This window comes from Kribbella sp. NPDC020701, from assembly GCF_055562215.1.
On the sequence record NZ_JBVHFT010000036.1, the window covers coordinates 10,998 to 35,191 of the forward strand.

Consider the following 24,194-nt stretch of genomic DNA (forward strand, 5'->3'; position numbering starts at 1 on the left):
AACTACTGGCGGGCCATGTGGGCTTGGAGTTCGGATTCGGGGTCCTCGATGAGGTCGCCGCTGATGTCCACTGTCACCTTGTGGAGGGTGCCGGTGAACTTGAACGGGCTCTGGTACTCCGGTGTGACCGGGGAGCCCACGTTGTAGCCGACGGAGAGCGCGCCGGGGTTCAGTACGAACGGCGTCGTCACCGGCGCGTCCGCGGTGCCGACGAGCTTCCCGTCGATGTACAACTGCAGGTGCCCGGGCGCGCCTCGTCCGTTCGGGAGATCGGGCTTGCCGGTCGGTTCGAACTCGAAGCGGAGCTCGTGCTCGCCGGCCGGCACCGGATCGGTCGACGAGACGCGGAAGCTGTCCCGACTCACCCAGTTGTGGACGTAGTGCAGCATCCTGTCCTTCATGTACAAGGAATACCCGCCGGCCGCGCTGCCCTGACTGAGCAGAACCCCCTCGGCGCCGCTCTCCGGGATCTCGACGTACGCCGTGATGCTGTGCGGCCGATTGAGGACGCGTGGGCCTGCGAAGAACGGGATCGGCTGAGTGCCCGGCCGCAGCGTGTACTGATCGCGTGGAGGTGCGATCAGCGGCTTCTCGGAGACCAGTCGCGCCAGTCCGCTTCCGTCGATCGGCAGTACGCCGTACTTCCCGGCCTCGGCGTACCAAGTGGAGATCATCGCGATGAGCCGGTCCCTGTTGTCAGCTGCGACGTTGTTGGTCTCGGCGGGATCCTCGGCCACGTGGTAGAGCTCCCAGCCGGTGACGTCGAGCTCGGACAGCTTCGTCGAGCTGATCGGCTGCCCGAAGCCGACACCGGCTTCAGCGAACGACGGACCCGGCCAGGGGCAGATTGCCCGCCACCCGTCATGGTCGATCGCCCGGTGGCCGAGCATCTCGAAGTACTGGGTGTGGTGCCTGCTGGCGGCCGCTGGATCATCCAGCGCATGGGCGAAACTCACGCCGTGCAGGGGTGCCTGCGTGACTCCGCGGATCGTCGCGGGCGCGTCCGTACCGAGCAGGTCCAGGACGGTGGGGACCATGTCGATGAGGTGCGCGTACTGACCGCGGACCTCGCCTCGCGCCTTGACGCCGGCCGGCCAGGCGAGGATGAACGGGTCGCAGGATCCGCCTCGATACGTTTCCCGCTTCCAGCGCCGGAACGGGGTGTTGCCCGCCCAGGTCCAGCCCCACGGATAGTGGTTGAAGTGTTTGGGGCCGCCGATCTCGTCGATGACCCGGAGGCTGTCCTCGAGCGACTCCTGGGCGTTGTTGAAGAACTGCGCCTCGTTCGTGGTCCCGGTCGGACCGCCCTCGGCGCTCGCCCCGTTGTCCGAGATCACCATCACGATCGTGTTGTCCAGCTCGCCTTGCTCACGCAGGAAGTCGAGCAGCCGGCCGAGATGATGGTCGGTGTGGCTGAGGAAGCCCGCGAACACTTCCATCATGCGGCTGAACAGCCTGTGCGCTTCCGGCGACAGTGACTCCCACTCCGGTACGTCGGGATCGTGCCGGGACAACTGTGCGTCCGCCGGCATGATGCCCAGAGCTTTCTGTTCTTCGAACACCTTCTCCCGGTAGGCGTCCCAGCCGTCGTCGAAGACACCGGCGTACTTGTCGGCCCACTCCTTCGGCACGTGGTGTGGCGCGTGCGTGGCCCCGAAGCACAGATGCAGGTAGAACGGCTTGGCCGGGTCGATCTGCTTGGCGTCCGCGATGAAGTCGATGGACTTGTCGATCAGGTCCTCGGTCAGGTGATAGCCCTGCTCCGGTGTGCGAGGCGGCTCGACCGCGTGGTTGTCGTACACGAGGTCCGGATACCACTGACTCGTGTCGCCGCCGAGGAAGCCATAGAAGCGCTCGAAACCACGTCCCAGCGGCCAGCGAGTGAACGGGCCGGTCGCGGTCTCCTGGTTCGAAGGGGTGAGGTGCCACTTGCCGACCATGAACGTGCTGTAGCCCTGCTCCACCAGCATTTCGGACAGCAGTCCGTTCTCGAACGGGATGACACCGTTGTATCCGGGGAACCCCGTCGCCAGCTCGGTGATCGCCGCCATGCCGTTGCTGTGATGATTCCGCCCGGTGACGATGCAGGACCGGCTTGGTGAGCACAGCGCGGTGGTGTGCATGTTGGTGAACCGCAGCCCGGCCGCGGCCAAGCTGTCGAAGTTCGGTGTCGCGATCGGACTGCCGTAGCAGCTGAGCTGACCGAACCCGGTGTCGTCCAGCACCACGAACAACACATTCGGCGTGCCTTTGGCGGCACGGATCGGAGCCGGCCAGGCCGGACTGGACTCGTCGGTCGTTCGCCCCACCACACCGGTGAACGGGCGTCCCGACGGATACTCCTCGATCGCCACCACGGTCTCCCCTCGACGAGCAACGACACAGCGCTCAGCGGTACCCCCAGGCACCCGACGTGCCTAAAGAACGCTCGTCGTCCCAGCGCGCCAAATCATCCCCCGCGGCGGATGAGCCGCCCTCAGCCCACAAGTTGCTAGCCGCCCTCACCTCAGCGAGGCGCGCCCTCGGGCCCGTGCAGTTCGCGGGTCCACAGCCAGTCGACGATGCGGTCGACGCCCCGGGCGAGATGGCGGCGGTAGGTGGTGAAGGGCAGGCCGAGCACCTCCGCGGCCCGTTCCTGGGTGGCCGCGGGTCGGAGGAACGTACGGTCGACAGCCCGGAAGGGTCTGTCGTCACGGGGGTCCGCCCGGAGGGACTCGGCCGCCTCCAGGACGAGAGTACGAAGCGTTTCGGCCGTTGGGTCACCGTGGTCGCGGATCAGCCTCGACCGCAGGAGCGGATTGCCGGCGAGCCGGTCGGGCCGGTGCAGCGAGCGCAGCGCGGCACGGACGGCCTGGGCGAATTCGGGCTGGGACAGCACCAGCTCCGGGTCGGCTCCGGTCGGCGGTCCGGCGGGGGCGCCGATCTCCCGATCGGACATCAGCTCCAGCCAGTCCAAAGGCCCCAACCGCCGGAAGTCGTGGGCGAACACAGCGTAGTGATGCTCGCCCACGTCGTACTCCGCCTCGTGGGCTCGGTGGTAGTCGATGTAGGCGAAGAACGGCTCCCAGTAGGCCGCGTCCTCGAAGCACGCGATGAAGTCCCATGACAGTCCCGGACAGGTGAGCACGTGCTGGATGTGCCGCGCGGTGATCACGTTGTTCGACGGCGACGGCTTCTGATAGGCCTCGCGATCCATGAAGAACCTGGCCGCGTAGACGGTCTCGCCCGGCCGCGGCGGGCCGTGTCGCTGGGCGTACTCCCAGATCGCCGCGGCAGCGGGATCGGCGGCGAGGTCGGACTCGCCGGCCTGCTCCAAGCTGATCTCCCCGGCGAAGCCGATCGGCTCGCCGGGTCCGGCGCGCATGGCAACGAACTTCGCGGCAGGACGCTCCAGCCAGTGCGCCACGAGCTCGGCCTGCTCATTCCCCTGGTGCCGCGTGGTCATCGCCAGGATCGGAGCGCGGTCCTCGTCGCGGAGCTCGTCCGGGAACGCCTGGCCGAACGACTCCCAGTCCCAGAAGCTCCGCATCGCCGGGTTGTTGCGGTGCAGGAAGATGATGTCGGCGGTCCACCGGTGCTGTTCCAGTCCCGTGGTGCGGCGTGCCTGCTCCACCAGGTGCCGACGGACCCGCCGGTGCAGATCGGCGTACGACGCGCGGTCGCGCCAGCGCAGGTCCGCGTCGAGGACATCGCGCGCCACGTCATGCGGGAACACGCCGTACTGGTCCTCCTCGATGAACGACAGCCCACGCAGCCAGCCGAACAGCTCATGCGCGTCGTCGCCGCCGAGTGCGGTGCGCAGCAGGTCCTCAGTGGTGAAGCGGGCGTGCGCGCAGGCCTCCAAGGCCTCCCGGTGCCGCGGGCTGGGGACCCACTCGACGAAGTGTTCGAGCAGCACCCGAACCACATCCGGCGTTTCCTGCAGGGACAGGCCCGGCGCGAGGGCGCCTCGGTGCTGCTCGACGACATCGACCAGCAGGGACAGTGCGAGCGGATGGCCGTGCGTCATCTCGAGCACCCGTCGATGCAGGTCCTCGGGCACCCCCGCGGCGTGCAGGTAGGCGCCCGCGTCGGCGTGGAGGTTGCGCAGGGCAACCACTCGCAACAGCTCGCCCCAGCCGGGATCGCTCGCCCACTGCGGCGACGGCGGTGTCCGCCCGGCCGCCACGACCAGCGCGTTCGCGGGAAGCGCCGGCAGGAACTCCTCACGCAGCCAGTTGTCCAGCGGCATCAACTGCTCGTAGGTGTCGATGAAGAGAATCGGGCGAGGATACGCGGCGAGGCTCTCCAGTGGTGCTGCCCGGTCCGGTACGCCGAGAGCCGCGCCGAGGGCGGCGTGGAACGCGGGCGGCGACGGCTCGATCGTCCGCGCGTCCAGCCGCACCGCCGTGGCATTCGCCTCTTCGGCGGCCTCGGCGAGAGCGCCGAGCAAGGTGGTCTTCCCGATCCCGCCCGGCCCGTGCACGAAGAGCACAGTGAAGCCGGGCTCGCCCGACTCCAACGCCGTCCGGAACAACTCGAGTTCATCGGTCCGCCCCACGAATCGCCGGCGCCGCGCCTGCCGCAGCCGATCCGCGACCGTGGTCGCACCGAGTTGCGCCGTCGATGCCGGCTTGTCACGGCTCGTCATGCGCCACCCCCTCAGTCCAACTTGCCCCGCGCCCGGTTGGCGGTCAAGACGGATGGACGTCTCATACGGCGTTCGGACAGTGATTGGACAGTGATTGGTCTGGAAGGTGAACAGGTCCGTGCCGCACGCTGCCGGGACTGATACGGCTCCGGAGGTGCGACATGGCGGAAATCCTCGTGCTGGGCGCCGGCCTGAACGGCCTGGCCACCGCGGTGCTCCTGGCCCGCGACGGGCACAGCGTGACGATCCTGGAACGCGACGACGCGGAGCCCGGAGACGATGCCGAGAACGTCTGGCACCACTGGCAACGGCCGGGAGTCAACCAGTTCCGCCAGTTGCACTTCATGCTGCCCCGCTGGCGGACCCTGATGCAGCACGAACTTCCGGACGTGCTCGAGCAGGTGATCGCCTTCGGCGGCACCCGCCTGAACGTGTTCGATGTGCTGCCTGCAGCGATCACCGGTGGCCGGCGCCACGGCGACGAGCGCTTCGACACGGTGACCGCCCGGCGTCCGGTCCTCGAGGCGGCGGCCGCTGCTGTCGCACAGCGAACCCACGGTGTCTCGATCCGCCGGGGCGTCACGGTCACCGGATTGCGCACCGGTCGCGGCGTGGTCGCAGCCGCGCCACACGTGACCGGTGTGGTGATCGACGGCGGCGCCGTACTCCGTGCCGATCTCGTCGTCGACGCGACCGGGCGACGGTCGCAGGTCGGCACCATGATCGAGGCCGCCGGCGGCCGCCGCCCTCACGAGGAGCGCGAGGACTCGGGATTCGTGTACTACGCCCGCCATTTCCGTTCGGGAGACGGATCCCGCCCCGCGGCCCTGGGCACACTGCTCCAGCACTTCGACAGCCTGTCGGTTCTGACCCTTCCCTGCGACAACGACACCTGGGGCGTCGGGTTCATCACGTCCGCGCGGGACAAGGAGGTGCGCGGGCTGCGTGAACCGTCCGCCTGGCGGGCGGCGCTCAAGCTCTACCCGACGGTCGCCCACTGGGGCGAGGCCGAGCCGATCACCGACGTACAGGTGATCGCCGGTATCGAGGACCGGTACCGCCGGTACGTCGTCGACGGCGAGCCGGTGGTCACCGGACTCGTCGCGGTCGGCGACGCATGGGCGTGCACCAACCCCTCGCTCGGACGCGGCGCGTCGATCGGGATGCTGCACGCCTGCGCACTCCGCGACCTGCTCCGCGACGTCGGCCCGGACCAGCCGGAGAAGCTGGTACGGCGGTTCGACGAGATCACCGAGAGCACGGTCACCCCGCTGTACCGGATGACGCTGGCCTTCGACCGGCACCGGCTGAACGAGATCGCCGCCGACGTCTCCGGCGAGACCTACCGCACGTCGGACGCAAGCTGGGGGATGAGCAAAGCGCTGTACGCCGCCGCCCACCACGATCCCGACGTCCTGCGCGCCTACGTGTCCGTCGTGTCCATGCTGTGCACTCCTCCCGAGGCCCTGGCAGCACCCGGCCTGGTCAGCAGGGTCCTCACCCTCGGCGCCAACGCGCCCCAATACCCATCCCCTGGCGCCAACCGCGCCGAGCTGCTGTCCGCCATCGCCTGAAAGGACCTCGCCATGCGCCTCGACATCAACGGAACCGTCCTCGAGGTCGCCGACCACGGCAATGGCCGGCCCGTCCTCTTTCTCCACGGCTGGCCCGACACCCACGAGGTCTGGCGTCACCAGATCACCGCGCTCGGCGAGGCCGGCTACCGAACCATCGCGCCCGACCTTCGCGGATTCGGTCACTCGGACAAGCCCGGCACCGTCGAGAGCTACGGAATCATCCAGCTGGTCAGCGATCTAATCGGCCTCCTCGACGTCCTCGGGGCGCCGCAGGCCGATGTCGTGGGTCACGACTGGGGCGGTGCGATCGGCGTGGTTCTCGCTGCGTTGGCACCGGAACGGGTCACCAGCCTGACCTGCCTGTCGGTCGGCCACCCGGCGGCGTTCGCGGCGGCGGGCTGGGAACAACGCGAGAAATCGTGGTACATGCTGCTGTTCCAGTTCCCCGGCGTCGCTGAACACTGGCTCGCTGCCGACGATTTCGCCAACCTGCGCAACTGGAGCCGGCACCCGGACATCGACTCCATCATCGCACACCTCCGCGACCCCGCGGCCCTCACCGCGAGCCTTGCCGTCTACCGGGCGATCCTGCCGCCGGAATCGCTGATCCGGCCGCCGACGGAGCTCCCGCCGATTCAGGCACCGACCATGGGGATCTGGAGCACCGAAGACCTCGCCATCACCGAACAGGCACTGACCGGTACTGCGGCCTTCGTCGACGCCCCGTGGCGGTACGAGCGCATCGATGGCGTCGGCCACTGGCCACAACTTGACGTACCCGATCAGGTGAACGCCCTGCTGCTCGACTTCCTGACCAGCGTCCCCACTCCCACCTCGGCGTACGCCTAGGCCACGCCCGCAGGCTCGCCGTGGATACGGCCCGTGGTTGTCGACAAGGGTTGCCCGGTGGCCGAGGATCGGGTCGCGATGATCTCCGCGGCGATGGAGATCGCGGTCTCCTCAGGAGTCCGCGCGCCGAGGTCCAGACCGGTCGGTGACGACAGCCGGTCGAGCTCGGCCTCGGTCACACCTGCCGCGCGCAACCGGGACAACCGATCCTCGTGCGTACGGCGCGATCCCATCGCGCCGATGTAGCCGGCATCCGTGCGCAACGCGACTTCCAGCAGCGGTACGTCGAACTTCGGGTCATGGGTCAGCACACACAGGACGGTGCGACGATCCACCAGGCCCTGGTCAACCGCCTCCGCCAGGAAACGGTGCGGCCAGGACACCACCACCTCGTCCGCCTCGGGAAACCGCTGCCGAGTGGCGAACACTCCGCGCGCGTCGCACACCGTCACGTGATAGCCGAGAAACTTGCCCGCCCGAGCCATGGCAGCCGCGAAGTCGATCGCGCCGAACACAACCATCCGCGGCGGAGGCGTGAACGCCTGGACGAACACCGCGACCTCGGCCCGCTGACACTCCCCCTGCGCGCCGTAGTACCGGATCGCGGTGGCCCCCTGGTCGAGCATGGCCACTGCGTCCTCGACTACGGCAGTGTCCAAGCCTGCGTCACCGAGAGTGCCAGTGACTCCGTCGGGCCAGACGACCAACCGCTGCCCCAGGCGCTCTCCGGTCGTGACCACAGTCGCAACAGCGACCCGCCGGCCTGCGCCGACCGCATCGGCAACTGCATCGAAGTCGGCGAACGAGGCCAGGTCGACCTGCTGCACCAGGAGCTCGATCACTCCCCCACAGGTCAGCCCCACGGCGAAGACGTCGTCATCGGAGACGCCGTACCGTCGCACGGCCGGCAGGCCGGTCTTGATGACCTCCCGAGCCACTTCGTACACGTCGCCCTCGACACAGCCGCCAGACACGCTGCCGACCACCACGCCGTCGCCGGACACGGCCATGGCCGCGCCCGGCTGGCGAGGCGCCGAGCGGAACGTGTCGATCACCGTGGCAACGGCGAACCGCCCGCCATCGCCGTACCACTGCCGGATGTGCGGGAGCAGATCACGCACGTCGCCTCACATGTCCTGGGCGCCGGCCTTGATGGCCTCGCGGATCCGGGAGTAGGTGCCACACCGGCAGATGTTGCGCAGCTCGTCGAGGTCCGCGTCCGTGATCTCGTGACCCGCCGCGTGGGCCTGCCTGACCTTGGCCACGGCCGCCATGATCTGGCCGGGCTGGCAGTAGCCGCACTGAGAGACGTCGTGGTCGAGCCAGGCCTGCTGCATCGGGTGCAGGTCTTTGCCGACGGTCGCCGGCAGGCCTTCGATGGTCGTGATCTCATCGGCCGGCTCGATGTCCTTGACCTGCACCGAGCAGGGATTGAAGGCCTTGCCGTTGATGTGCGAGGTGCACGACTTGCAGACCTCCAGTGCGCACCCGTACTTCGGTCCTGTGACGCCGAGCAGGTCACGGAGAACCCACAGCAGGCGGACGTTGCCCTCGGCCTCGACCTTGATCTGCTTGCCGTTGAGTTTGAATGTGTGCGTTGCCATGGATTCCTCAGAACGTGTGGTCGAGACCGTCGGTCGGTGACTGTGGGGTGGACGGCTCCAGCGGCAGCGGTTCGAACCCGAGCGTGCCGTGGTTGATCGGGAAGTACGTCGGCATCGTCCCGGTGGCGCGGGCATAGGCACACGCGATCGCGGCGAACGCCGGCGCCACCGCCAGCTCGCCGGCGCCGCTCGGATTGTCACTGGTGTTGGGCATGATGATGACCTGGACATCCCGCGGCGTGTTCCACTGCCGGGTGTAGAAGTAGTTGTCCCAACTGCCTTCGAGTGGCATCCCGTTCTTGATGTGCAGGCTCGACGTCAGCGCGAGCGCGACGGCGTCCTGCAGACCGCCGATCATCTGCGCTTCCAGACCGCGGGGGTTGATGCAGAATCCGGGATCCACCACGATCAGCGCATTGGTCACCCGCGGACCGCTCACACCGTCCGGAATGGGCCTGTTCACCGTCTCCGGCCGGCAGTCGATCTCGACCAGCGTCGCGACGGCACCCCGGTACTCCGAGTGCACCGCAACACCCTGCGCCATGCCTTTCGGCATTGCCTTACCCCACTGGCCGGCCTCGGCCGCCTTGTTCAGCACCGCCAGCAATCGCTGGTCCTTGAGGAAGTTGCGGCGGAACCGCACCGGGTCCTGGCCCATCTTCGCGGCGAGCCGGTCGACCACGAGCTCCTCGGCACACACCACGTTCGGCGAGTAGATGTTGCGCATGCTGCCGGTGTTGAACTTCAGCGGGATCTCGTTCAGCAGCTGCGTGGTGACACCGAAGTTGTACGGCGACGACTGGCTGAGGGCGAAAATCGTCTCGGCGAACGAGAGGTTGCCCCCGACCGGCAGGTGGGCGGCGGTCGAGGTGATCATCTCGCCGAGCCCGTGACCGAATTCGGTCTGCACACTGGTGTGCCGCTGCTCGTAGCTGAGGACGTTGCCGGCCAGGTAGTTCACTCGGACACGCGACGTACACATCGGGTGCACGCGTCCCTGGCGGAAGTTGTCTGTCCGCGACCACGACAGCTTGACCGGCTTCCCCATCTTCTGGGAGGTCTCCGCCGCTTCGGCTGCCACGTCGTGGAACAGGTGCCGGCCGAACGAGCCGCCGCCCTGGATGACGTGCACCTTTACCGCGTCGATCGGCAGACCGAGCCGCTCGGCGATGTCCTCCTGGGCGACAATCGGCACCTTGAGGCACGCCCAGATCTCCGCGCTGTCCGGGCCGACGTCGGCAATCGCGCAGTCCGGTTCCAAGGGGCTGTTGCTGGCGAACGCGAAGACGAACTCGGCGTCGATCGTGTTCGACAGCAGCGGCGGCACGGCCATCGGCAGCTGAGCCGCTCGGAGCTTCGCCAGCACGGTGGCATCGGACTCGTTGTCCACCGTCCCCGGACCCCAGGTCGCGTCGACCACCTGGATGGCGTCGATGCACTGGCCGAACGTCTCGCCGCGGATCGCCACGCCATGGGTGATCGCCACGACGTCTGTGATACCGGGCATCGCGCGTACGGCGGCGAGATTGTTGACCGACTTCACGGTGCCGTTGATCGTCGGCGGCCGGGCCACCATGGTCGGCTTGGCGTTCGGGACTTCCAGGTCCATCCCGAACTGCTTGCGGCCGGTGACGATGTCGTGAGCGTCGACGCGGTTGTGCGGACGCCCGAGAACCATGAACTCGGACCGGGGTTTGAGCTCGGCGGACACCGTGATCGTCTGGGAACTCGCGGCCGCCCGGGCCAACGATCCGTACGTCGCTGTCCGTCCGCTCGGTCCACTGATCACGCCATTGCGCGTCGTCAGCCTGCCGGCCGGCACATCCCACTGCGCGGCAGCCGTGTCCACCAGACGTTGCCGGGTGATCGCGGCGGCCGTACGTACCGGGATGTACATGCTGCGCATCGAGTTCGAGCCGCCGGTCAGCTGATTCATCAGCAACTCCGGCCGCGCGTCGGCGAGTCCGATGGTGATCTTGTCCATCGGCAGGTCCAGCTCCTCGGCGACCATCATCGCGATCGACGTGGTCACACCCTGGCCGACCTCTGCCCTGGGTACGGCGAAGAACGCGGTGCCGTCGGTCTTCAGCTCGACCGAGATCAGGCCGGAGGTGGGTAAGGCAGCGAGGTTCTGCAGATCACCGAGGTCGAAGATGTCCTCAGGTTGCGGCAGCGACGGTACGGCGGCATCCGCCGGCCGGGTTTCCGCCGAGTCGGCGATCCAGCTCACCCCGACCGCCAGGGTCGGTGCGGCGAGCAGATACCCGAGGACGCGACGGCGTCCCAGCAGGCCGCGCTCGCCGGTCGGCTGCTGTGTTGACTCGTCCGGCGACCGACGGTGTTCGGCCATCAAGATTCCTCCGTGTTCGACCAATGCTGGGAACGCAGTCTGACAGTGTGAAAGGTGTGGCGGCATGGCCAGAACGCCTACGTTTGGCCAAGCCCGGCTGTGCACAACGCACAGCCGCAGAGCTCAGTGCGGCCGCGGCGGGAACAGCCTGATGGCCCGGATCGCGAGGCCGAGATCCAGGTGGGACGCGGCGTCGGTGAGGTCGCGGCCGGTGATCTGATGGATCCGGTGCAGCCGATTGATCACGGTATTCCGGTGGCAGTACGCCAACTCGGCCGTGCGCCGGACGGAACCGCCCGCGGCCACCCATCTCTCGAGGGTGTCGAGCAATAGTTCACGTTCGGCTGCCGGGACTTCCATGAGCGGCACCAGCCACGTCTGGACGAGTTGTTCGGCCAATTCCGGAGCGCTGAGCAACAAGGCTTCTGGAAGCCGTTCGGTCAGCGACGCCACCCCGGTCTGACCAGTCGGCAGGGTTCGCCGGGCCAGCGTCGCCTGACGGTATGCGACGTCCACATCGGCAAGCCCGGAGACCACGCCTGACATGCCCGCGGGCGCGCGGACGGCGTCGCGCAGTGATCGGAGCACGGCGTCCTGAGATTGCTTGCCCAGGGCAAGCAACCCGACAACCGTGTGAGTCCGCACTTGCCACGCCGAAGCGACCCGGACGCCGGCCAACCGCCGCCGCAGCGACGCGACCGTGCACTCGTCGTCGACCAGGTTGTCGATCGCCACCACGGCGTACGGGCCGATCACCGGGACGTCGAGGACGGTCGCCGCCTCCTGGACGAACGCCCGGTCCTTCGCGCGGCCGTGCAGCAACCCTTCCCAGAGCATCGATCTGCGGCGCTCGTCGGCGCGGACGAGTTGGCGCTCCGCGGCGTGATAGGCAGCCGCGACCTGCGAGGACGTGTTGTCGACGACCTCCCAGACCTTGCTCGCGACATCCAGCAGGGCATCGGAGTCGTCGACGCCCTGCGCACGGGCCTCGTCGATCAGCGCCTCCCACACCAGCCGGCCACCGAGGCGGAACGAGCGGAGCACATCATCCAGCGGCATCCGCTGCTCGGCCCGGCGCCGTCCCGTTGCCCGCGCCGCGTCGAAGTAGTCCTCGGTTGCGGACCCACCCAGCCGGCGGTCCGTGGCGGCGACCATCTGCACCACCCGGGCGACGTTGTCATGACATGACCGCCACAGGTCATCCGGCGGAACCGAGTCCACCTCGCGATAGGCAGGGTTCTGCGCGTAGATGGTTTCCACCAGCGCGTCGGTCACCTCAGGCAGGTGGAGCAGCAGGCTCCCGGCCAGTGACTCCGCGGTCCGCGGCGCCACCGGCAGCGCGACGTCCTGACGTGCCACCTCACTCATAGTCGGCACAGCATCGCACACCGTCGCCGAACCGCACAGATCCCGCGCCTGAGCGCTCCGTTGCCTCTGAGGGCCGCTTCGGCGTAGCTTGACAATCGGGGTGGGGCACATGGTGAACGCCGGGGCACCGAGGCTGGAGGCACGATTCTGGCGGAGTCGACGGTCAGCAGCCGTCGCCGGCATCGTGTTTGCGATCCTGCTCCTGACGGCGTTGACGATGCTGCGCCTCGCACTGTCCGCGGACAGCCTGGAGTCGCTCGAATCCGACGCGTCGCGACGCAGGCTGATCCGGATCAGTCTCCACCTCGTGCCGTTCGCCGGAATCGCCTTTCTGTGGTTCATCGGCGTCTTGCGTGATCAGCTCGGCGACGTCGAGGACCGGCTGTTCTCCACCGTCTTCCTGGGCAGTGGACTGCTCTTCCTGGCCATGCTCTTCGTTGGCGCCGTCAATGCGTCCAGCATGACGGCGATGCTCGCGGGACCAGACGTCGACGCCGACCTCTGGGCGTTCGGCCGCACCAGCACTCAGGCGCTCGTTTCTGTCTACGCGATGCGCATGGCCGCGGTGTTCACCCTCTCGGTGAGTACCGCCGGTCTGCGCACTTCAGCCCTCCCCCGGTGGGTGGCGATCCTCGGCTATCTCGTCGCGGTGACGCTGCTGGTGGCCGGCGGTGAACACAAATGGATCCAACTGGCCTTTCCCGCCTGGGTTCTCCTCGTCAGCGTGGTCATCCTCGTCACTCGTCCGCCAACCCGTGAAGGCGCCGGCGGCTCTCCCTTGCGGACGTAGCTGAGGACTCTCCAGTACCGCCGGCGGGCGACGGTGATCGTCGCGATCAGGATGCCGGCATCGCCTGCGCGGCGGTTCCGCGAATCGCTGGACACCGCCCGGATGCCGGGACTACTGTCTCACTTCAATCAATTCTATTCACCGTGAGAATAAATGACGAAGCTGGTACGAGGCAGCGCCGGGACCCGGATGGCCAACCGCGGCGCGATCATCGCCGCGCTGCTGTCCGAGGCCGGGATCGACCGACGGCAACTGGTCGAGCAGACCGGACTGAGCTGGGCCACCGTGGCCCGGATCGTGGACGAACTGCTCGCCGACGGGCTGGCCCTGGAGCAGCACAAGATCGTCCGGGACGGCCCGGGCCGGCAGGCCGCCGCGCTCGGGTTCAACCCGCGATCCGGGCTGGTCTGCGGGATCGACCTCGGCGGTACGTACTGCCGGATGGTGATCGCCGACGGGATCGGCTCGGCGATCATCCGTTGCCGGGACGAGACACCGCGAGAGCTGGCGGCCGCCGAACTGGCGTCCTGGATCGCGACCCGCGTGCTCGGTCTGGTCGAGCGGTACGGCGACGGCGTACCGCTGACGTCCGTGGCGATCGGCCTGCCCGGTGTGGTTGCCTCGACCAAGGATCGGGTGGTTGGCGCGTTCAACCTGCCACAGATCCTCGGAACCACCTTCGTCCGGACCGTCGGCGCCGAGCTCGGCGTTCCGACGATCATCGACAACGACTCCAACCTGGCTCTGCTCGGTGAGCTGCACTACGGCGACCTGCCCCGGGACGAGACCGTCGTCCTGCTCAGCCTGGGCACCGGTCTCGGCTCGGCGGTCGCCTTCAATCGGCAGGTGCTCGCCGGACCCGAGGGTCTGCTCGGCGAGTTCGGCCGGCTGCGGTTGCCCGGCCGCAAGGAACGTCTGCGGGACCTGCTGTCCGGTGCGGGCCTGCTCGCTCTCGCCCAGGCGGCCGGTCATCGACTCGCCAAGGCCGACGACGTCTTCGCCGACCCGGACCGCTTCGGCGGCCTGGTCGACGAAATCCACGAGGCGCTGCTGCACCTCGTGTCGATCGTTGCCCTGGCGTACGAACCGAGCACCGTGGTCTTTACCGGCGGCTTCTCCGGAGCGTTCAGCGACTCCGCCCTGCAGACCGTGAGCACCGAGACGTACGAGACCGTCGGCGTTCACGGCGACCTGCGCCGATCCGTGCTCGGGGACTCCGGCGGCCTGCTCGGTGCGATGGCCGCGGCCCTGAGCGGCTACTACACCGCGATCGGGGTGGCCGGCCATCAGGTCGCCTCGATCACGACCTCCGCCCCTGACGTCGTGGCCTCGCTGGACGGCTGCGCTGTCGATCAACCAGCGAAAGAGGAACCAGCATGACGCGTTGCAAGACGTTGGCTGTCATCGCATCGATCTCGGCCGCCCTCACCACCCTGGCCGCCTGCGGCGGAGCGGGTCCGAGCAAGTCGGCGCCGACGAACGAGCTGACGGTCTGGATGATGACCGGTGGCCCGGGTGACAACAAGATCATCCAGAACGTCACCGACCAGTTCCACCAGAAGCATCCCGACGTACAGGTCAAGGTCGAGGTGCAGCAGTGGGACAACATCGTCACCAAACTGACCACCGCACTGGCCTCCGACAACCCACCCGACATCGTCGAGATGGGCAACACGCAGACCCCGATGCTGACCGCCTCCGGCGCGCTGGCCGAGCTCACCGCGGACAAGTCCGGCTTCGAGTCGTCCGACCAGTGGCTGGCCGGCCTGGCCGGGCCCTCGACGTACCAGGGCAAGCTCTACGCGGCGCCCTTGTACGGCGGGACGAAAGTCGTCATGTACAGCAAGAAGATGTTCGCCGCCGCGGGCATCGCCAAGCCGCCCGCGACTCTGGACGAGCTCGTCGCCGACTGCGGGAAGCTCGCCAAGGCGCACACCGCGACCCCGAACTTCTCGGCGTTCTACATGCCCGGCCAGTACTGGTTCGCCGGGATGCCGTTCCTGTTCGGCAAGGGCGGCAAGATCGCGACCGAGAACGACGGCAAGTGGGCCGCGGAGATGAGCAGCGCCGAGAACCAGGCCGGCCTCGCGGAATGGAAGAGATTCCAGAACGCCTGCTCGACACCGTCCTCGATCGGCGCGAACACCGACAGCCCCGACCAGGACCAGATCTTCGCCGACCAGAAGGCTTCGATGATCTACGTCAAGGCCTGGGAACCGGGCGCGGTGAAGGAGATCAACGCCAAGGCCGCCGCGGACGCGGGCTACTTCATCATGCCCGGCTACCAGGCGGACTCGCCGCTGCCGGTGATCGTGGCCGGCTCGACGATCGGCATCGCCTCGAACAGCCCGAACAAGGAGACGGCCGTCGACTGGCTGAAGATCGTCACCGGCAAGACGTTCCAGCAGACGATGACCCAGACCATTCACCAACTCCCCGTCGTCACCGGATTCCTGCCGACCCAGGACGTGCCGGACGTGCTGAAGCTCGGCGCCCAGGCGGCGACCGTCAGCCAGGCCCTGCCATCGACACCGGGCGAGGCGACCCTGGAGACCGAGAGCTACAACGAGCAGTTCTTCTCCAAGATCGCCAAGGGCAGCGACATCGCCAAGGCCGCCGAGGACTACGACAAACACGCCACCGAGGCCTTCAACGCCCAGTCCGGCCAGCGCTGACGGTAGCGGCTGATGACCTCGCTCATCCAGGCACCGGAGACGGGAACCGCCACGCCGACGCCACCGCGCGCCGGCCAGGCCGTCCGGCCCAACCGACTCGCGCGGCTCACGCCGTACGGGCTGGTCGGGCCGGCGGTGATCGCGTTCGTGATAGTGCTCGGCTATCCGATGGTCCGGCTGATCTGGCTGTCGGTGCAGGACTTCGGGCCGCGGTCGCTGTTCACCGGGGAGGCGCCGTTCGTTGGCCTGGGCAACTTCTCCCGGGTGCTCGGTGACGCTGACTTCTGGCACGTTCTGCTCCGCACCCTGATCGTCAGCGTGGCCTGCGTCGGAGGGCTCATGGTGATCGGGTTCCTGCTCGCGTCGCTGCTACGGCAGGTGTCCGGGTGGGCCCGGGTGATGCTGTCGGTCTGCCTGGTGCTGGTCTGGGCGATGCCGATGGTGTCGGCGGCGATGATCTGGCGGTGGCTGTTCGAGCCGCAGTACGGCGTACTGAACTGGGTCATCACGCAGCTCCGCGTCTTCGGTGACTTCTCCGCGCACGACTGGTTCTCGTCGCCGGGTCAGGCGCTGTTCCTGATCATCGCCCTGATCGTCTGGAAGGGGCTGCCGTTCGTGGCCCTGACCCTGTACGCCGCGATGGGCCAGATCCCCGACGACCTGTACGAAGCGGCCGGCCTGGACGGCGCGGGGCGGTGGTCGATGGCGCGCCATATCACGCTGCCGATCCTCGGCCCGGTGCTCGCCGTACTGGTACTGCTCGAGGTGATCTGGTCGGTCAACTCGTTCACGCCGTTCTGGGTGCTCACCCAGGGCGGCCCGGACGGCGGTACGACGACGCTCGGCGTGTACTCGTACCTCGAGGCCTTCACCCGCAACGACTACGGCGGCGGCGCGGCCATCGCGATCGTCACTGTCCTCCTGCTCGCCGTCCTGGCCGTGCTCTACGTACGACGGTTGTTCGCCCAGGGCGAGGTGGCCGCATGAGAAGCAAACGAGCACTCCCGAACGCGATCGCCGTCGTCGTCTCGCTGATCGTGATCTTCCCGGTCTACTGGATGTTCGCGACCGCGCTGAAGCAGCCCGGCAAGATCCTGTCGGCCACACCGGAGTTCATCCCCTGGCCACTGAGCATGGAGAACTTCCACACAGCTCTCACGCACGGCTCGTTCCTGCGCTACGTCGGTAACTCGTTGCTGGTCTCGGTGTCGACAGTGCTGATCGCACTCGTCATTGCGCTCGGCGCCGCGATCGCGCTGGCCCGGTTTCGGTTCCTCGGCCGCCGGGCGTTCCTGGTCGGCCTGGTGCTGGTTCAGATGGTGCCAGGGTCGGCGATGGTGATCCCGCTCTACCTGATGCTGCGCTCGGTCGGCGCGATCGACTTCGTGCCGGGTCTGATCATCACCTACATGACGTTCGTGCTGCCCTTCACGATCTGGACCCTGCGCGGCTTCGTGGCCGGCATCCCGCTCGAACTGGAGGAAGCCGCGATGGTCGACGGCTGCGGCCGGTTCGGCGCCTTCTGGCACATCCAGCTCCCACTGCTGGCCCCGGGCCTGGTGGCCACCTCGATCTTCGCCTTCATCAGCGCCTGGGACGACTACCTGTTCGCCTACGTGTTCCTGAAGTCGCAAAGCAACTACACGCTGCCGGTCTGGCTGGTCTCGTTCCAGACGTCCGACGGCATCGACAACGGCGCCACCATCGCGGCGTCCGCGATCTTCTCGCTCCCGGTGCTGATCGTCTTCCTGCTGATCCAGCGCCGGCTGGTCGGCGGGATGACCAGCGGCGCCGTCAAAGGCTGATTCCCCTACTGGAGGATGTAGTGAACCCCTCAGAGCTCAACCGGCTTGCCCACGGCGTGTTGTTCCCCGCGCTCGGCCGGCCGCACGTACCGCACTGGGCCCGGCCGCGGATCGAGGCCGGCCTCGGCGGCTTCACGATCTTCGGCCGGGACATCGTCGACGGCGACCAGTTCCGGGAGCTGGCCGCCGAGCTGCACGGGCTGCGGGACCACGTGCTGCTGTCGATCGACGAGGAAGGCGGCGACGTCACCCGGCTGGCCGACCTCGGCGGGTTCTCGATGCCGGGCAACCGGGCGCTCGGCGAGTTGAACGACCTCGAGCTGACCCGGCAGGCCGCCTTCCAGATCGGCCTGTCGCTGGTCGAGGCCGGGATCGACTGGGACCTGGCCCCGGCGGTCGACACCGCCGTCAACCCGCTGAGCCCGAACGGGATCCGCTGCTTCGGTTCCGACCGCGACCTGGTCAGCCGGCACACGGCGGCCTGGGTGGAAGGTCTGCAGGCGGCCGGGGTCAGCGCCTGCGCCAAGCACTATCCGGGCCACGGCATGAGCGGGACCGACGCGCACCTGGCGACGCCGCTCGTCGACGTGTCGCGGGAGGAGCTGCTGGACAGCTACCTCGATCCGTTCCGTGCGGCGATCGCGGCCGGGGTCGACAGCATCATGGTGTCGCACGACCTGGTGCCGCAGGTGGACGACGTACCGGCGACGATCAGCAAGGTGCTGCTCACCGACATCCTGCGCGGAGAGCTCGGGTACGACGGGGTGGTGATCACCGATGCGCTGGAGATGTACGGGATCGCCGACGTGGCACCGTTGCCGGAGGCCGCCGTACGGGCGATCGAGGCCGGGGCCGACGCGCTGTGTCTCGGGTCATGGGCGTTCCTCGACGACGTGGACGTGGCGGCGGCGGCTCTGGTCGAGGCGGTCGAGAGTGGGCGGTTGCCGTTGGAGCGGTTGCAGAGCGCCAACGATCGGCTCGCTCGGCTCGGGACTCGGCCGAAGGCGGAGGTCGCGTTGCGGGACAACGCGCTGGGCTCGCAGCTTGCCGACCAGGTCGTGGTGCCCCACGGGGATCCGGTACTGCGGAGTGACGCCGTACTCATCATCCGGCTGGAGCCGACGCACTCCCCCGCGGCGGGTTCGTCGGGCTGGGGTGTGGAGACGCTGCTGCGCGACGCCGGGAAGGTTGTCGAGAGCATCGGATTGTCGGGGCAGACCTACAACGGACCCGGGATGGCTCGGGCCGGTGTCGGCGAGTTCCGGTCGGAGCACGGCGCCGACAGTCAGGTCGTGCTGATGGTTCGGGGCGCACACCGGTTCGACTGGCAGGAGAAGCTCATCGGTGAGTTGCAGAGCCAGCACCCGGACATGATCGTTGTCGACATGGGCGTTCCCGGCACGGACTACTCCGGCTTCGCCGGCTGGATCCAGACCTTCGGCAGCGCCCGGGTCTGCGCCGAGGCTGCCACCCGCCGCCTGCTCGGTTGATGATCACTGTCGTCAACGCCCGCATGTGTACGCCGGCCCCGCTCGAGGGCTGGCTACAGCTGGACCAGGGCGTGATCACCGCCCTCGGTCCGGGGCAGCCGCCCGGGGCTCTTTGATGCTGATTTTGCCGGGCTGGTTGATGGCCGAGATCATCGCGACCTTCTCCTCTCCGGGCTCTGGCCAGGCTCACCGAAGATCGTCATTGCCCGGATCCAATCGTCGAACAACTGACGCCACTCACGACCATCGTCGGCCTTGCTCGCTCGGGTCATTGCAGAGCCTGCACAGTCGGCTGGTAGACCCGTCCGGGACGGTGGGCTCGGGCGCTGCTGCCTGTTCGCCGTGCTCGCGCAGCATCCGCAGCACGGTCGCGGGCGAGGGGTGCTGCCCCTTCTTCTTGCCCGTGGTGATGACGAGGCGCTTGGCGACGTCGCGCAGGCTCACTCCCTGCTCACGCAGGTGCAGGGCCATGGACAGCATGTCCTGGTCGGTGACGCCGGTGCCGCCGATGGTCGTGCCGCGCTTGCGGGCCGACTCGTGGCCTTCCAGGGTGCGGTCTCTGATGTACTCACGTTCCATACCGGACAGGGCGGCCAGCACGGTGAATACCACTCCCGACGGGTTGTGCGAGCCCTGGAGCTCACCGGCGAGGAACTCCAGGCCGATGTCACCGGCCTTCAGCTCCTCGGCCAGAGCCGCCAGCTCGATGCCGCGGCCGAGCCGCTTGTGCTCGTGAACCACGAGGGTGACCCGTACGGCGGAGCTGCGGATCTCGCGGGCCAGTTTGACCGCGGCCTCCAGTTCCGGCCTGCGGGTGGCCCGGGTAGAGATCTTTTCGGAGAAGACACGGGTGACGCCGGCACCGGAGAGGGCGTCGAGTTGGGAGTCCACGGATTGGCGCGTGGTCGAGGCGCGGGCCCACCGGTCGTCGACGATGGTGATGTTGAGCGGCGTACCCGATCCGAATATGCCCGACCGGCTCGCCACCGAGCTCGACCGGCCGCGTGAGCTCGGTCCATACAGAGCCCGGCCGGCGTACGGCCGGTGTCGGCACGTTCAGCGCCTTGGCGAGCCGCGGCACGAGCCGGAAGCGGACGGTGTGGTACTGGACCGCGACCTTCCCCTTCGTCGTGCGGCAGGGCGAACCGGCCGGTACTGCACAGGTGGACATCGGGCACGCCTGCGCTTCCACGCGCTGGTAGTCCTGGTCATCGCTGCTCACATGGCCAGAGCGTTTCATGAGTGCGTTTCACCCGACTAGCCATATGCAACAACTCATGAAACGCAGGACGCGGGTGCACCGGCGGCGGCCGCCGACGTGTTTCATGAGCGACCACCTATGAAACTGTCACACCCGCGCCGGACGACCTACCCGCGGCTTGTCACTTGAGGCCAGATTCGGGGGCCCCAGACCCAGTTTGCGGCTGGGGACAGCTTCGGGAGTCCTGGGCCTATTCGAGGACTCCCGCCTACCGTGCACCGAGTCCTCTACTGGCACCGCACACCAGTGCGGGCGCCGCCCATCGCGCCTCCCGGCTACCTGATAGCCGAGAGGAATACTTTGCAGGAGCGTGCCTCGGCAGTCACCACAATAACGCTTCTTAGAACTTCTCCCATGCGATCGTTCTCAATTCCACGGGGATTACTGTAACTCTCAATATTCCAGTCATGGTCCCGCCCTGCCATCTCGACAAGCGACGGGAGCAACGTGGTGCTCTCGAGCTGAGACTTCATGGAGCTATCCGCCAAGAACCGAGGTATGGCATCGCAGTTCAGATCGAATGTGAGATCGAGAATCTCGTCACGTCCGGTCTCAACCGCAAACCGAATTCCCGTCGCATTTTCAGGAACCTTTATCCCGTTGTCGTCGAGCGCCTCATCCAAGCTGACGTCCGATGCGGACCCGTCATAAGCTCGAGGATCTGGATTCCGACGTTCACGCAATGAACAGCCCACCGAGGCTAGGCCAACCAGGAGCAGGACCACTACCAGGGCGAACTTTGACGACGCCCTTAGGGCAGCTCTCCATCTAGTCGCCATAGAAGGCGGAACCATAGACATCATAATCTCTCGCTAATCCAACCGTATGCAATCGAGCCCAATCCGATTGACGCACGTGAATCACAGGTATCGACTGGTTCGGCCAAGATACGTCGTCTTTTCTTTCTTCATCGGTCCCCCAGTTATATCGCTTGTACACTTGGACCCAATACTGCGTGCGTGCTTCTGCGCCAGGGCTCATGGTCCGGCCAGTTATTCGATACTGAAACCCATTGACCGCCAAGTGCCAGTTCGCATCGCTCTTCCCAGTCACCGCCGTTCTCCACCCAGTACTGAAACTCGCCTTCCCGCTGAGATGTTTTAGATCCGACTGGATCTGCCGCCTGAAATCTGGCAGGTCCTCCAGCATCTGCCTCACATTGACTTCATATGGATCCCCCGTGTTACTGATCCAGTGGTCGAGCATTCGCGCAGCATCTTCAAGACCCCGCAAGTGAAGGCCTTCCGAGACCCGCTTCGCCTTTTCGAGTTCATTGAAGTCCTTCGATCCGGTGATTCTCGTCCACCACGGCACCTTTTCAACCCCGTACGGACGGACCGGATCCTGCGCGTAGGCCGTCTCGTTCGGGTCGATTGTCGGCTTCACCAAGGGTACGGTCTGCTTCTCGTACTCGCAGCGATTGGTTTCCTCGTTGGGTACACAATGCCCGTCGAGTTCGATGCCGGTGATGGGGTTGCCGCCGGCGAAGGCGTAGCGGTTGGTGTTCCAGGGGTCGGTGCCGAGGGCGAGGTCCTTGAGGGCGCCGTCGTAGTAGTCGCGGGACAGGTAGCGGTTGAGGCCGGGGTTGTATTCGCCGAACCCCATGTAGTAGGTGTTGGTGGCGCCATCGAACCGTTTGCTGTTGAACCGGTAGGGGTTGACGATGTCGGCGTCCTTGGCCGCGTCGTCCCAGATGACGTCGTCGCCGGTGGTGCCGGTCTTGTCGGTCTGGCCGTAGGCGGTGTACCGGTAGGTCGATGTCGTGGTGCCGGTGGTGGCGTCGGTGAGGGTTTCGACGTCGCCGTGGGGGTTGGTGCCGTAGAACGACTTCTTGGTCGTACCGGTGTTGACGGGGGTGTCGACCAGCGAGAGGTTTTCGCCGTTCGCGCCGTAGGCGTAGGACTTGGAGGTCTTCCAGACCCCGAAGGTGTCCTTCTGTTCCTCGATCGCTACCTGGTTCGCGAGACCGACGAAGGTGTATCTGGTGGTGATCGATGCGTTAGCGCCGACCTTTTCGGACTGGTTGGTGACTCGGTCGAACGGGTCGTAGGTCTGGTTGCGGGTGTAGGTCGGGGTGCCGGCCGCATCGAACTTCTGCTGCCGGACGAGGCGGTCGTAGCCGTCGTAGGCGTTCTGCTCCACCACCTGGGTGCCGGTGTCGGTGCTGGTGGAGCGGCCGAAGGGGTCGTAGCGCTGGTTGAGCGTCGTGCCGCCGGTGACCGTCGTGATGAGCCGGTTGCGGTCGTAGGTCATCGTCGACACGGTGGCGCCGATGGTCTGCTTCGTGGTGTTGCCGGCCGCGTCGTACTCGTAGGACTCGTTGTCGCCCTTCTCGCCACCGGTCTTGCCGACCGCCTCCAATTGTCGGGCGGGGGTGTAGGTGTAGTTCGACGCCTGGTCCAGATAGTCCGACGAGCCCGCCTTCAGGACCTTCGCGACATCCTGCGACCGGTCACCGTCGGGGTTGTAGCGCAGCGAATGCGACGAGATCAGCTGCTGGCCGTGCTTCTCGGTCTGGATCCGGGCAGGCCGTCCTCGTGGTAGGTGAACGTGGCCAGGTTCCCGTTCGGTTTGCTGATCGTGGAACGCAGGCCACGCCCGTCGTAGGTGTAGCTCCACGTGTCCAGCGGACCCGCCGCGGCGGCACCGGCCTTGTGGGTTTCCCCTCGTAGCGTGGAGACATCCCTTTAGAAGGTGAGGGCGGTGGCTGAGGCACGACGGAAGTTTGATCGGGAGTTCCGCGACGGCGCGGTTCGGATTGTCCGGGAGACCGGGAAGCCGATCGCGCAGGTGGCCCGGGAGCTGGGCGTGAATCCGGGCACCCTGGCGAACTGGGTCGGACAGGACCGGCGGGCTCGTGGCGGTGGGGGCCGGTTGAGTGAGGACGAGCGGGCCGAGTTGGCCAGGTTGCGGCGGGAGAACGCGGAGCTGGCGATGGAGCGTGATGTGCTCAAGCGCTCGGTGGCCCTCTGGGTCAAGGACGCGATGGGCCGGTAGCCGTGGCCGGCTTCATCGCCACCCAGAGGGACACCTACCGGGTGCCGCACGCGGTCGCCTGCCGGGCGCTGGGGGTCAGCCAGGCGTGGTTCTACAAGTGGCGCCACGTGGTCAGGTACGGCGACGCCTCGCCCCGGCGAGCGCGCCGCGAACAGCTGAAGATCGCGATCCGGCGGTGGTTCGCCAAGCATCACAGGACCTATGGGTCGCCGCGGATCACCGCGGACCTGCGCGACGAGGGCTGGCGGGTCAGTGAGAACACCGTCGCTGCCATGATGCGGGAGCTCGGTCTGCAGGCCCGGCGGAAACGGCGCCGCAAACAGACCACCCGGCAGTCCAGCCGCAGCCGGGGGAAGTGGCGGGCACCGGACCTGATCGGTCGTGATTTCCCTGCCAGCACAGTGAATCGGAAGTGGTACGGCGACGGCACCGAGATCAAGACCGACGAGGGCAAGCTCTACCTCGACAGCGTGCTGGACATGGCGTCGCGGCGCATCGTCGGGTTCAGCCTCGGAGAACACCACAACGCCGAACTCGCCTACAACGCCCTGGTGATGGCGGTCGCGGTCCGCGGTGGCAAGGACGCGATCGCCGGGGTGATCCTGCACACTGATAGTGAGACTGTTTCTGCCGGCTTCTCAGGGCTCCTGACCCACACAGCGATAGACACGTCAGGATGGCTGGTATCGGGCGCTCCCAGGGTTTCCTGACCCGCACTCCGATCGACGAAGTGTGTCTTGCCTCGGATCTGTCGGTGCCCTGGGAGCGGCCGATGAGGCGCTACGCCTCGCCGTCGGG

Annotated in this window: 19 protein-coding genes and 1 pseudogene; 10 read left to right on the plus strand and 10 right to left on the minus strand. The window is 67.3% G+C overall.

The genetic code is table 11. The annotated features are described in order from the left end of the window. Positions 1-2 precede the first annotated feature (2 nt). The gene (locus ACZ3HV_RS43335; RefSeq protein WP_465693659.1) at positions 3-2,354 is read right to left on the minus strand and encodes an arylsulfatase; all 2,352 of its coding nucleotides are present in this window, start codon (positions 2,352-2,354) and stop codon (positions 3-5) included. Positions 2,355-2,506: 152 nt separating this feature from the next. Next, positions 2,507-4,630: an ATP-binding protein gene (locus ACZ3HV_RS43340; RefSeq protein WP_465693660.1), complete on the minus strand. Its 2,124-nt coding sequence runs from the start codon at positions 4,628-4,630 to the stop codon at positions 2,507-2,509. A gap of 161 nt (positions 4,631-4,791) precedes the next feature. Here ACZ3HV_RS43340 and ACZ3HV_RS43345 point away from each other — a divergent pair, with 161 nt between their 5' ends. Together ACZ3HV_RS43345 and ACZ3HV_RS43350 are read left to right on the plus strand one after the other, a co-directional pair. Then, positions 4,792-6,204 carry an FAD-dependent oxidoreductase gene (locus tag ACZ3HV_RS43345; protein ID WP_465693661.1) on the plus strand — a complete coding sequence of 471 codons (1,413 nt, stop codon included), beginning with the start codon at positions 4,792-4,794 and terminating at the stop codon, positions 6,202-6,204. A gap of 12 nt (positions 6,205-6,216) precedes the next feature. Then, entirely contained in the window at positions 6,217-7,056 is an 840-nt protein-coding gene (locus ACZ3HV_RS43350; protein ID WP_465693663.1) for an alpha/beta fold hydrolase, read from the plus strand. On the opposite strand, the gene ACZ3HV_RS43355 is transcribed toward ACZ3HV_RS43350, so the two are convergent. The 4 genes from ACZ3HV_RS43355 to ACZ3HV_RS43370 all read right to left on the minus strand — a co-directional run bounded on the left by ACZ3HV_RS43355 (position 7,053) and on the right by ACZ3HV_RS43370 (position 12,378). Next, the gene (locus tag ACZ3HV_RS43355) at positions 7,053-8,177 is read right to left on the minus strand and encodes an XdhC family protein (protein WP_465693664.1); all 1,125 of its coding nucleotides are present in this window, start codon (positions 8,175-8,177) and stop codon (positions 7,053-7,055) included. The genes ACZ3HV_RS43350 and ACZ3HV_RS43355 overlap by 4 nt on opposite strands. Before the next feature lie 6 nt (positions 8,178-8,183). Further along, positions 8,184-8,660: a (2Fe-2S)-binding protein gene (locus ACZ3HV_RS43360; RefSeq protein ID WP_465693665.1), complete on the minus strand. Its 477-nt coding sequence runs from the start codon at positions 8,658-8,660 to the stop codon at positions 8,184-8,186. Between the two features lie 7 nt (positions 8,661-8,667). Beyond that, on the minus strand, positions 8,668-11,010 hold the full coding sequence (locus ACZ3HV_RS43365) for a molybdopterin cofactor-binding domain-containing protein (RefSeq protein WP_465693667.1): 2,343 nt from the start codon (positions 11,008-11,010) through the stop codon (positions 8,668-8,670). Positions 11,011-11,133: 123 nt separating this feature from the next. Beyond that, positions 11,134-12,378, minus strand: a complete 1,245-nt coding sequence (locus tag ACZ3HV_RS43370) for a PucR family transcriptional regulator (RefSeq protein ID WP_465693668.1) — start codon at positions 12,376-12,378, stop codon at positions 11,134-11,136. Between the two features lie 109 nt (positions 12,379-12,487). Between ACZ3HV_RS43370 and ACZ3HV_RS43375 the strand changes: the two genes are divergently transcribed. From ACZ3HV_RS43375 to ACZ3HV_RS43400, 6 genes are all read left to right on the plus strand, one after another. Then, positions 12,488-13,168 carry a hypothetical protein gene (locus ACZ3HV_RS43375; RefSeq protein ID WP_465693669.1) on the plus strand — a complete coding sequence of 227 codons (681 nt, stop codon included), beginning with the start codon at positions 12,488-12,490 and terminating at the stop codon, positions 13,166-13,168. A 153-nt stretch (positions 13,169-13,321) separates the two neighbouring features. Then, positions 13,322-14,548 (plus strand): ROK family transcriptional regulator, encoded by a 1,227-nt coding sequence (locus tag ACZ3HV_RS43380; RefSeq protein WP_465693671.1) that lies wholly within the window; start codon positions 13,322-13,324, stop codon positions 14,546-14,548. Next, a complete protein-coding gene (locus tag ACZ3HV_RS43385; protein WP_465693672.1) occupies positions 14,545-15,843 on the plus strand; it encodes an extracellular solute-binding protein in 1,299 nt (432 codons plus the stop codon). The genes ACZ3HV_RS43380 and ACZ3HV_RS43385 overlap by 4 nt, the downstream gene beginning before the upstream one ends. Positions 15,844-15,855: 12 nt before the next feature. Then, positions 15,856-16,830, plus strand: a complete 975-nt coding sequence (locus ACZ3HV_RS43390) for a carbohydrate ABC transporter permease (protein WP_465693673.1) — start codon at positions 15,856-15,858, stop codon at positions 16,828-16,830. Next, positions 16,827-17,648 carry a carbohydrate ABC transporter permease gene (locus ACZ3HV_RS43395; RefSeq protein ID WP_465693675.1) on the plus strand — a complete coding sequence of 274 codons (822 nt, stop codon included), beginning with the start codon at positions 16,827-16,829 and terminating at the stop codon, positions 17,646-17,648. Before ACZ3HV_RS43390 ends, ACZ3HV_RS43395 begins: the two co-directional genes overlap by 4 nt. A gap of 20 nt (positions 17,649-17,668) precedes the next feature. Further along, positions 17,669-19,138 carry a glycoside hydrolase family 3 protein gene (locus ACZ3HV_RS43400; protein ID WP_465693677.1) on the plus strand — a complete coding sequence of 490 codons (1,470 nt, stop codon included), beginning with the start codon at positions 17,669-17,671 and terminating at the stop codon, positions 19,136-19,138. A 237-nt stretch (positions 19,139-19,375) separates the two neighbouring features. On the opposite strand, the gene ACZ3HV_RS43405 is transcribed toward ACZ3HV_RS43400, so the two are convergent. From ACZ3HV_RS43405 to ACZ3HV_RS43420, 4 genes and pseudogenes are all read right to left on the minus strand, one after another. Then, positions 19,376-20,125, minus strand: coding sequence for a recombinase family protein (locus ACZ3HV_RS43405; RefSeq protein ID WP_465693678.1), 750 nt, complete (start codon positions 20,123-20,125; stop codon positions 19,376-19,378). Positions 20,126-20,240: 115 nt separating this feature from the next. Next, positions 20,241-20,378: pseudogene (locus tag ACZ3HV_RS43410) on the minus strand (zinc finger domain-containing protein); the annotation flags it as partial. Positions 20,379-20,674: 296 nt separating this feature from the next. Continuing rightward, a complete protein-coding gene (locus ACZ3HV_RS43415; protein WP_465693680.1) occupies positions 20,675-21,022 on the minus strand; it encodes a hypothetical protein in 348 nt (115 codons plus the stop codon). Positions 21,023-21,167: 145 nt separating this feature from the next. Continuing rightward, positions 21,168-23,018, minus strand: coding sequence for an RHS repeat-associated core domain-containing protein (locus ACZ3HV_RS43420; protein ID WP_465693682.1), 1,851 nt, complete (start codon positions 23,016-23,018; stop codon positions 21,168-21,170). Between the two features lie 84 nt (positions 23,019-23,102). Between ACZ3HV_RS43420 and ACZ3HV_RS43425 the strand changes: the two genes are divergently transcribed. Together ACZ3HV_RS43425 and ACZ3HV_RS43430 are read left to right on the plus strand one after the other, a co-directional pair. Continuing rightward, complete coding sequence (locus ACZ3HV_RS43425) at positions 23,103-23,396, plus strand: transposase (protein WP_465693683.1); 294 nt, start codon at positions 23,103-23,105, stop codon at positions 23,394-23,396. Between the two features lie 2 nt (positions 23,397-23,398). Next, the gene (locus ACZ3HV_RS43430) at positions 23,399-24,106 is read left to right on the plus strand and encodes an IS3 family transposase (RefSeq protein ID WP_465693684.1); all 708 of its coding nucleotides are present in this window, start codon (positions 23,399-23,401) and stop codon (positions 24,104-24,106) included. Positions 24,107-24,194 lie beyond the last annotated feature (88 nt).

Coding starts and splice junctions, on each gene's coding strand:
- ACZ3HV_RS43340 (WP_465693660.1), bottom strand. CDS start 4,630: ATGACGAGCCGTGACAAGCCGGCATCGACGGCGCAACTCGGTGCGACC.
- ACZ3HV_RS43345 (WP_465693661.1), top strand. CDS start 4,792: ATGGCGGAAATCCTCGTGCTGGGCGCCGGCCTGAACGGCCTGGCCACC.
- ACZ3HV_RS43350 (WP_465693663.1), top strand. CDS start 6,217: ATGCGCCTCGACATCAACGGAACCGTCCTCGAGGTCGCCGACCACGGC.
- ACZ3HV_RS43360 (WP_465693665.1), bottom strand. CDS start 8,660: ATGGCAACGCACACATTCAAACTCAACGGCAAGCAGATCAAGGTCGAG.
- ACZ3HV_RS43365 (WP_465693667.1), bottom strand. CDS start 11,010: ATGGCCGAACACCGTCGGTCGCCGGACGAGTCAACACAGCAGCCGACC.
- ACZ3HV_RS43370 (WP_465693668.1), bottom strand. CDS start 12,378: ATGAGTGAGGTGGCACGTCAGGACGTCGCGCTGCCGGTGGCGCCGCGG.
- ACZ3HV_RS43375 (WP_465693669.1), top strand. CDS start 12,488: ATGGTGAACGCCGGGGCACCGAGGCTGGAGGCACGATTCTGGCGGAGT.
- ACZ3HV_RS43380 (WP_465693671.1), top strand. CDS start 13,322: ATGACGAAGCTGGTACGAGGCAGCGCCGGGACCCGGATGGCCAACCGC.
- ACZ3HV_RS43385 (WP_465693672.1), top strand. CDS start 14,545: ATGACGCGTTGCAAGACGTTGGCTGTCATCGCATCGATCTCGGCCGCC.
- ACZ3HV_RS43390 (WP_465693673.1), top strand. CDS start 15,856: ATGACCTCGCTCATCCAGGCACCGGAGACGGGAACCGCCACGCCGACG.
- ACZ3HV_RS43395 (WP_465693675.1), top strand. CDS start 16,827: ATGAGAAGCAAACGAGCACTCCCGAACGCGATCGCCGTCGTCGTCTCG.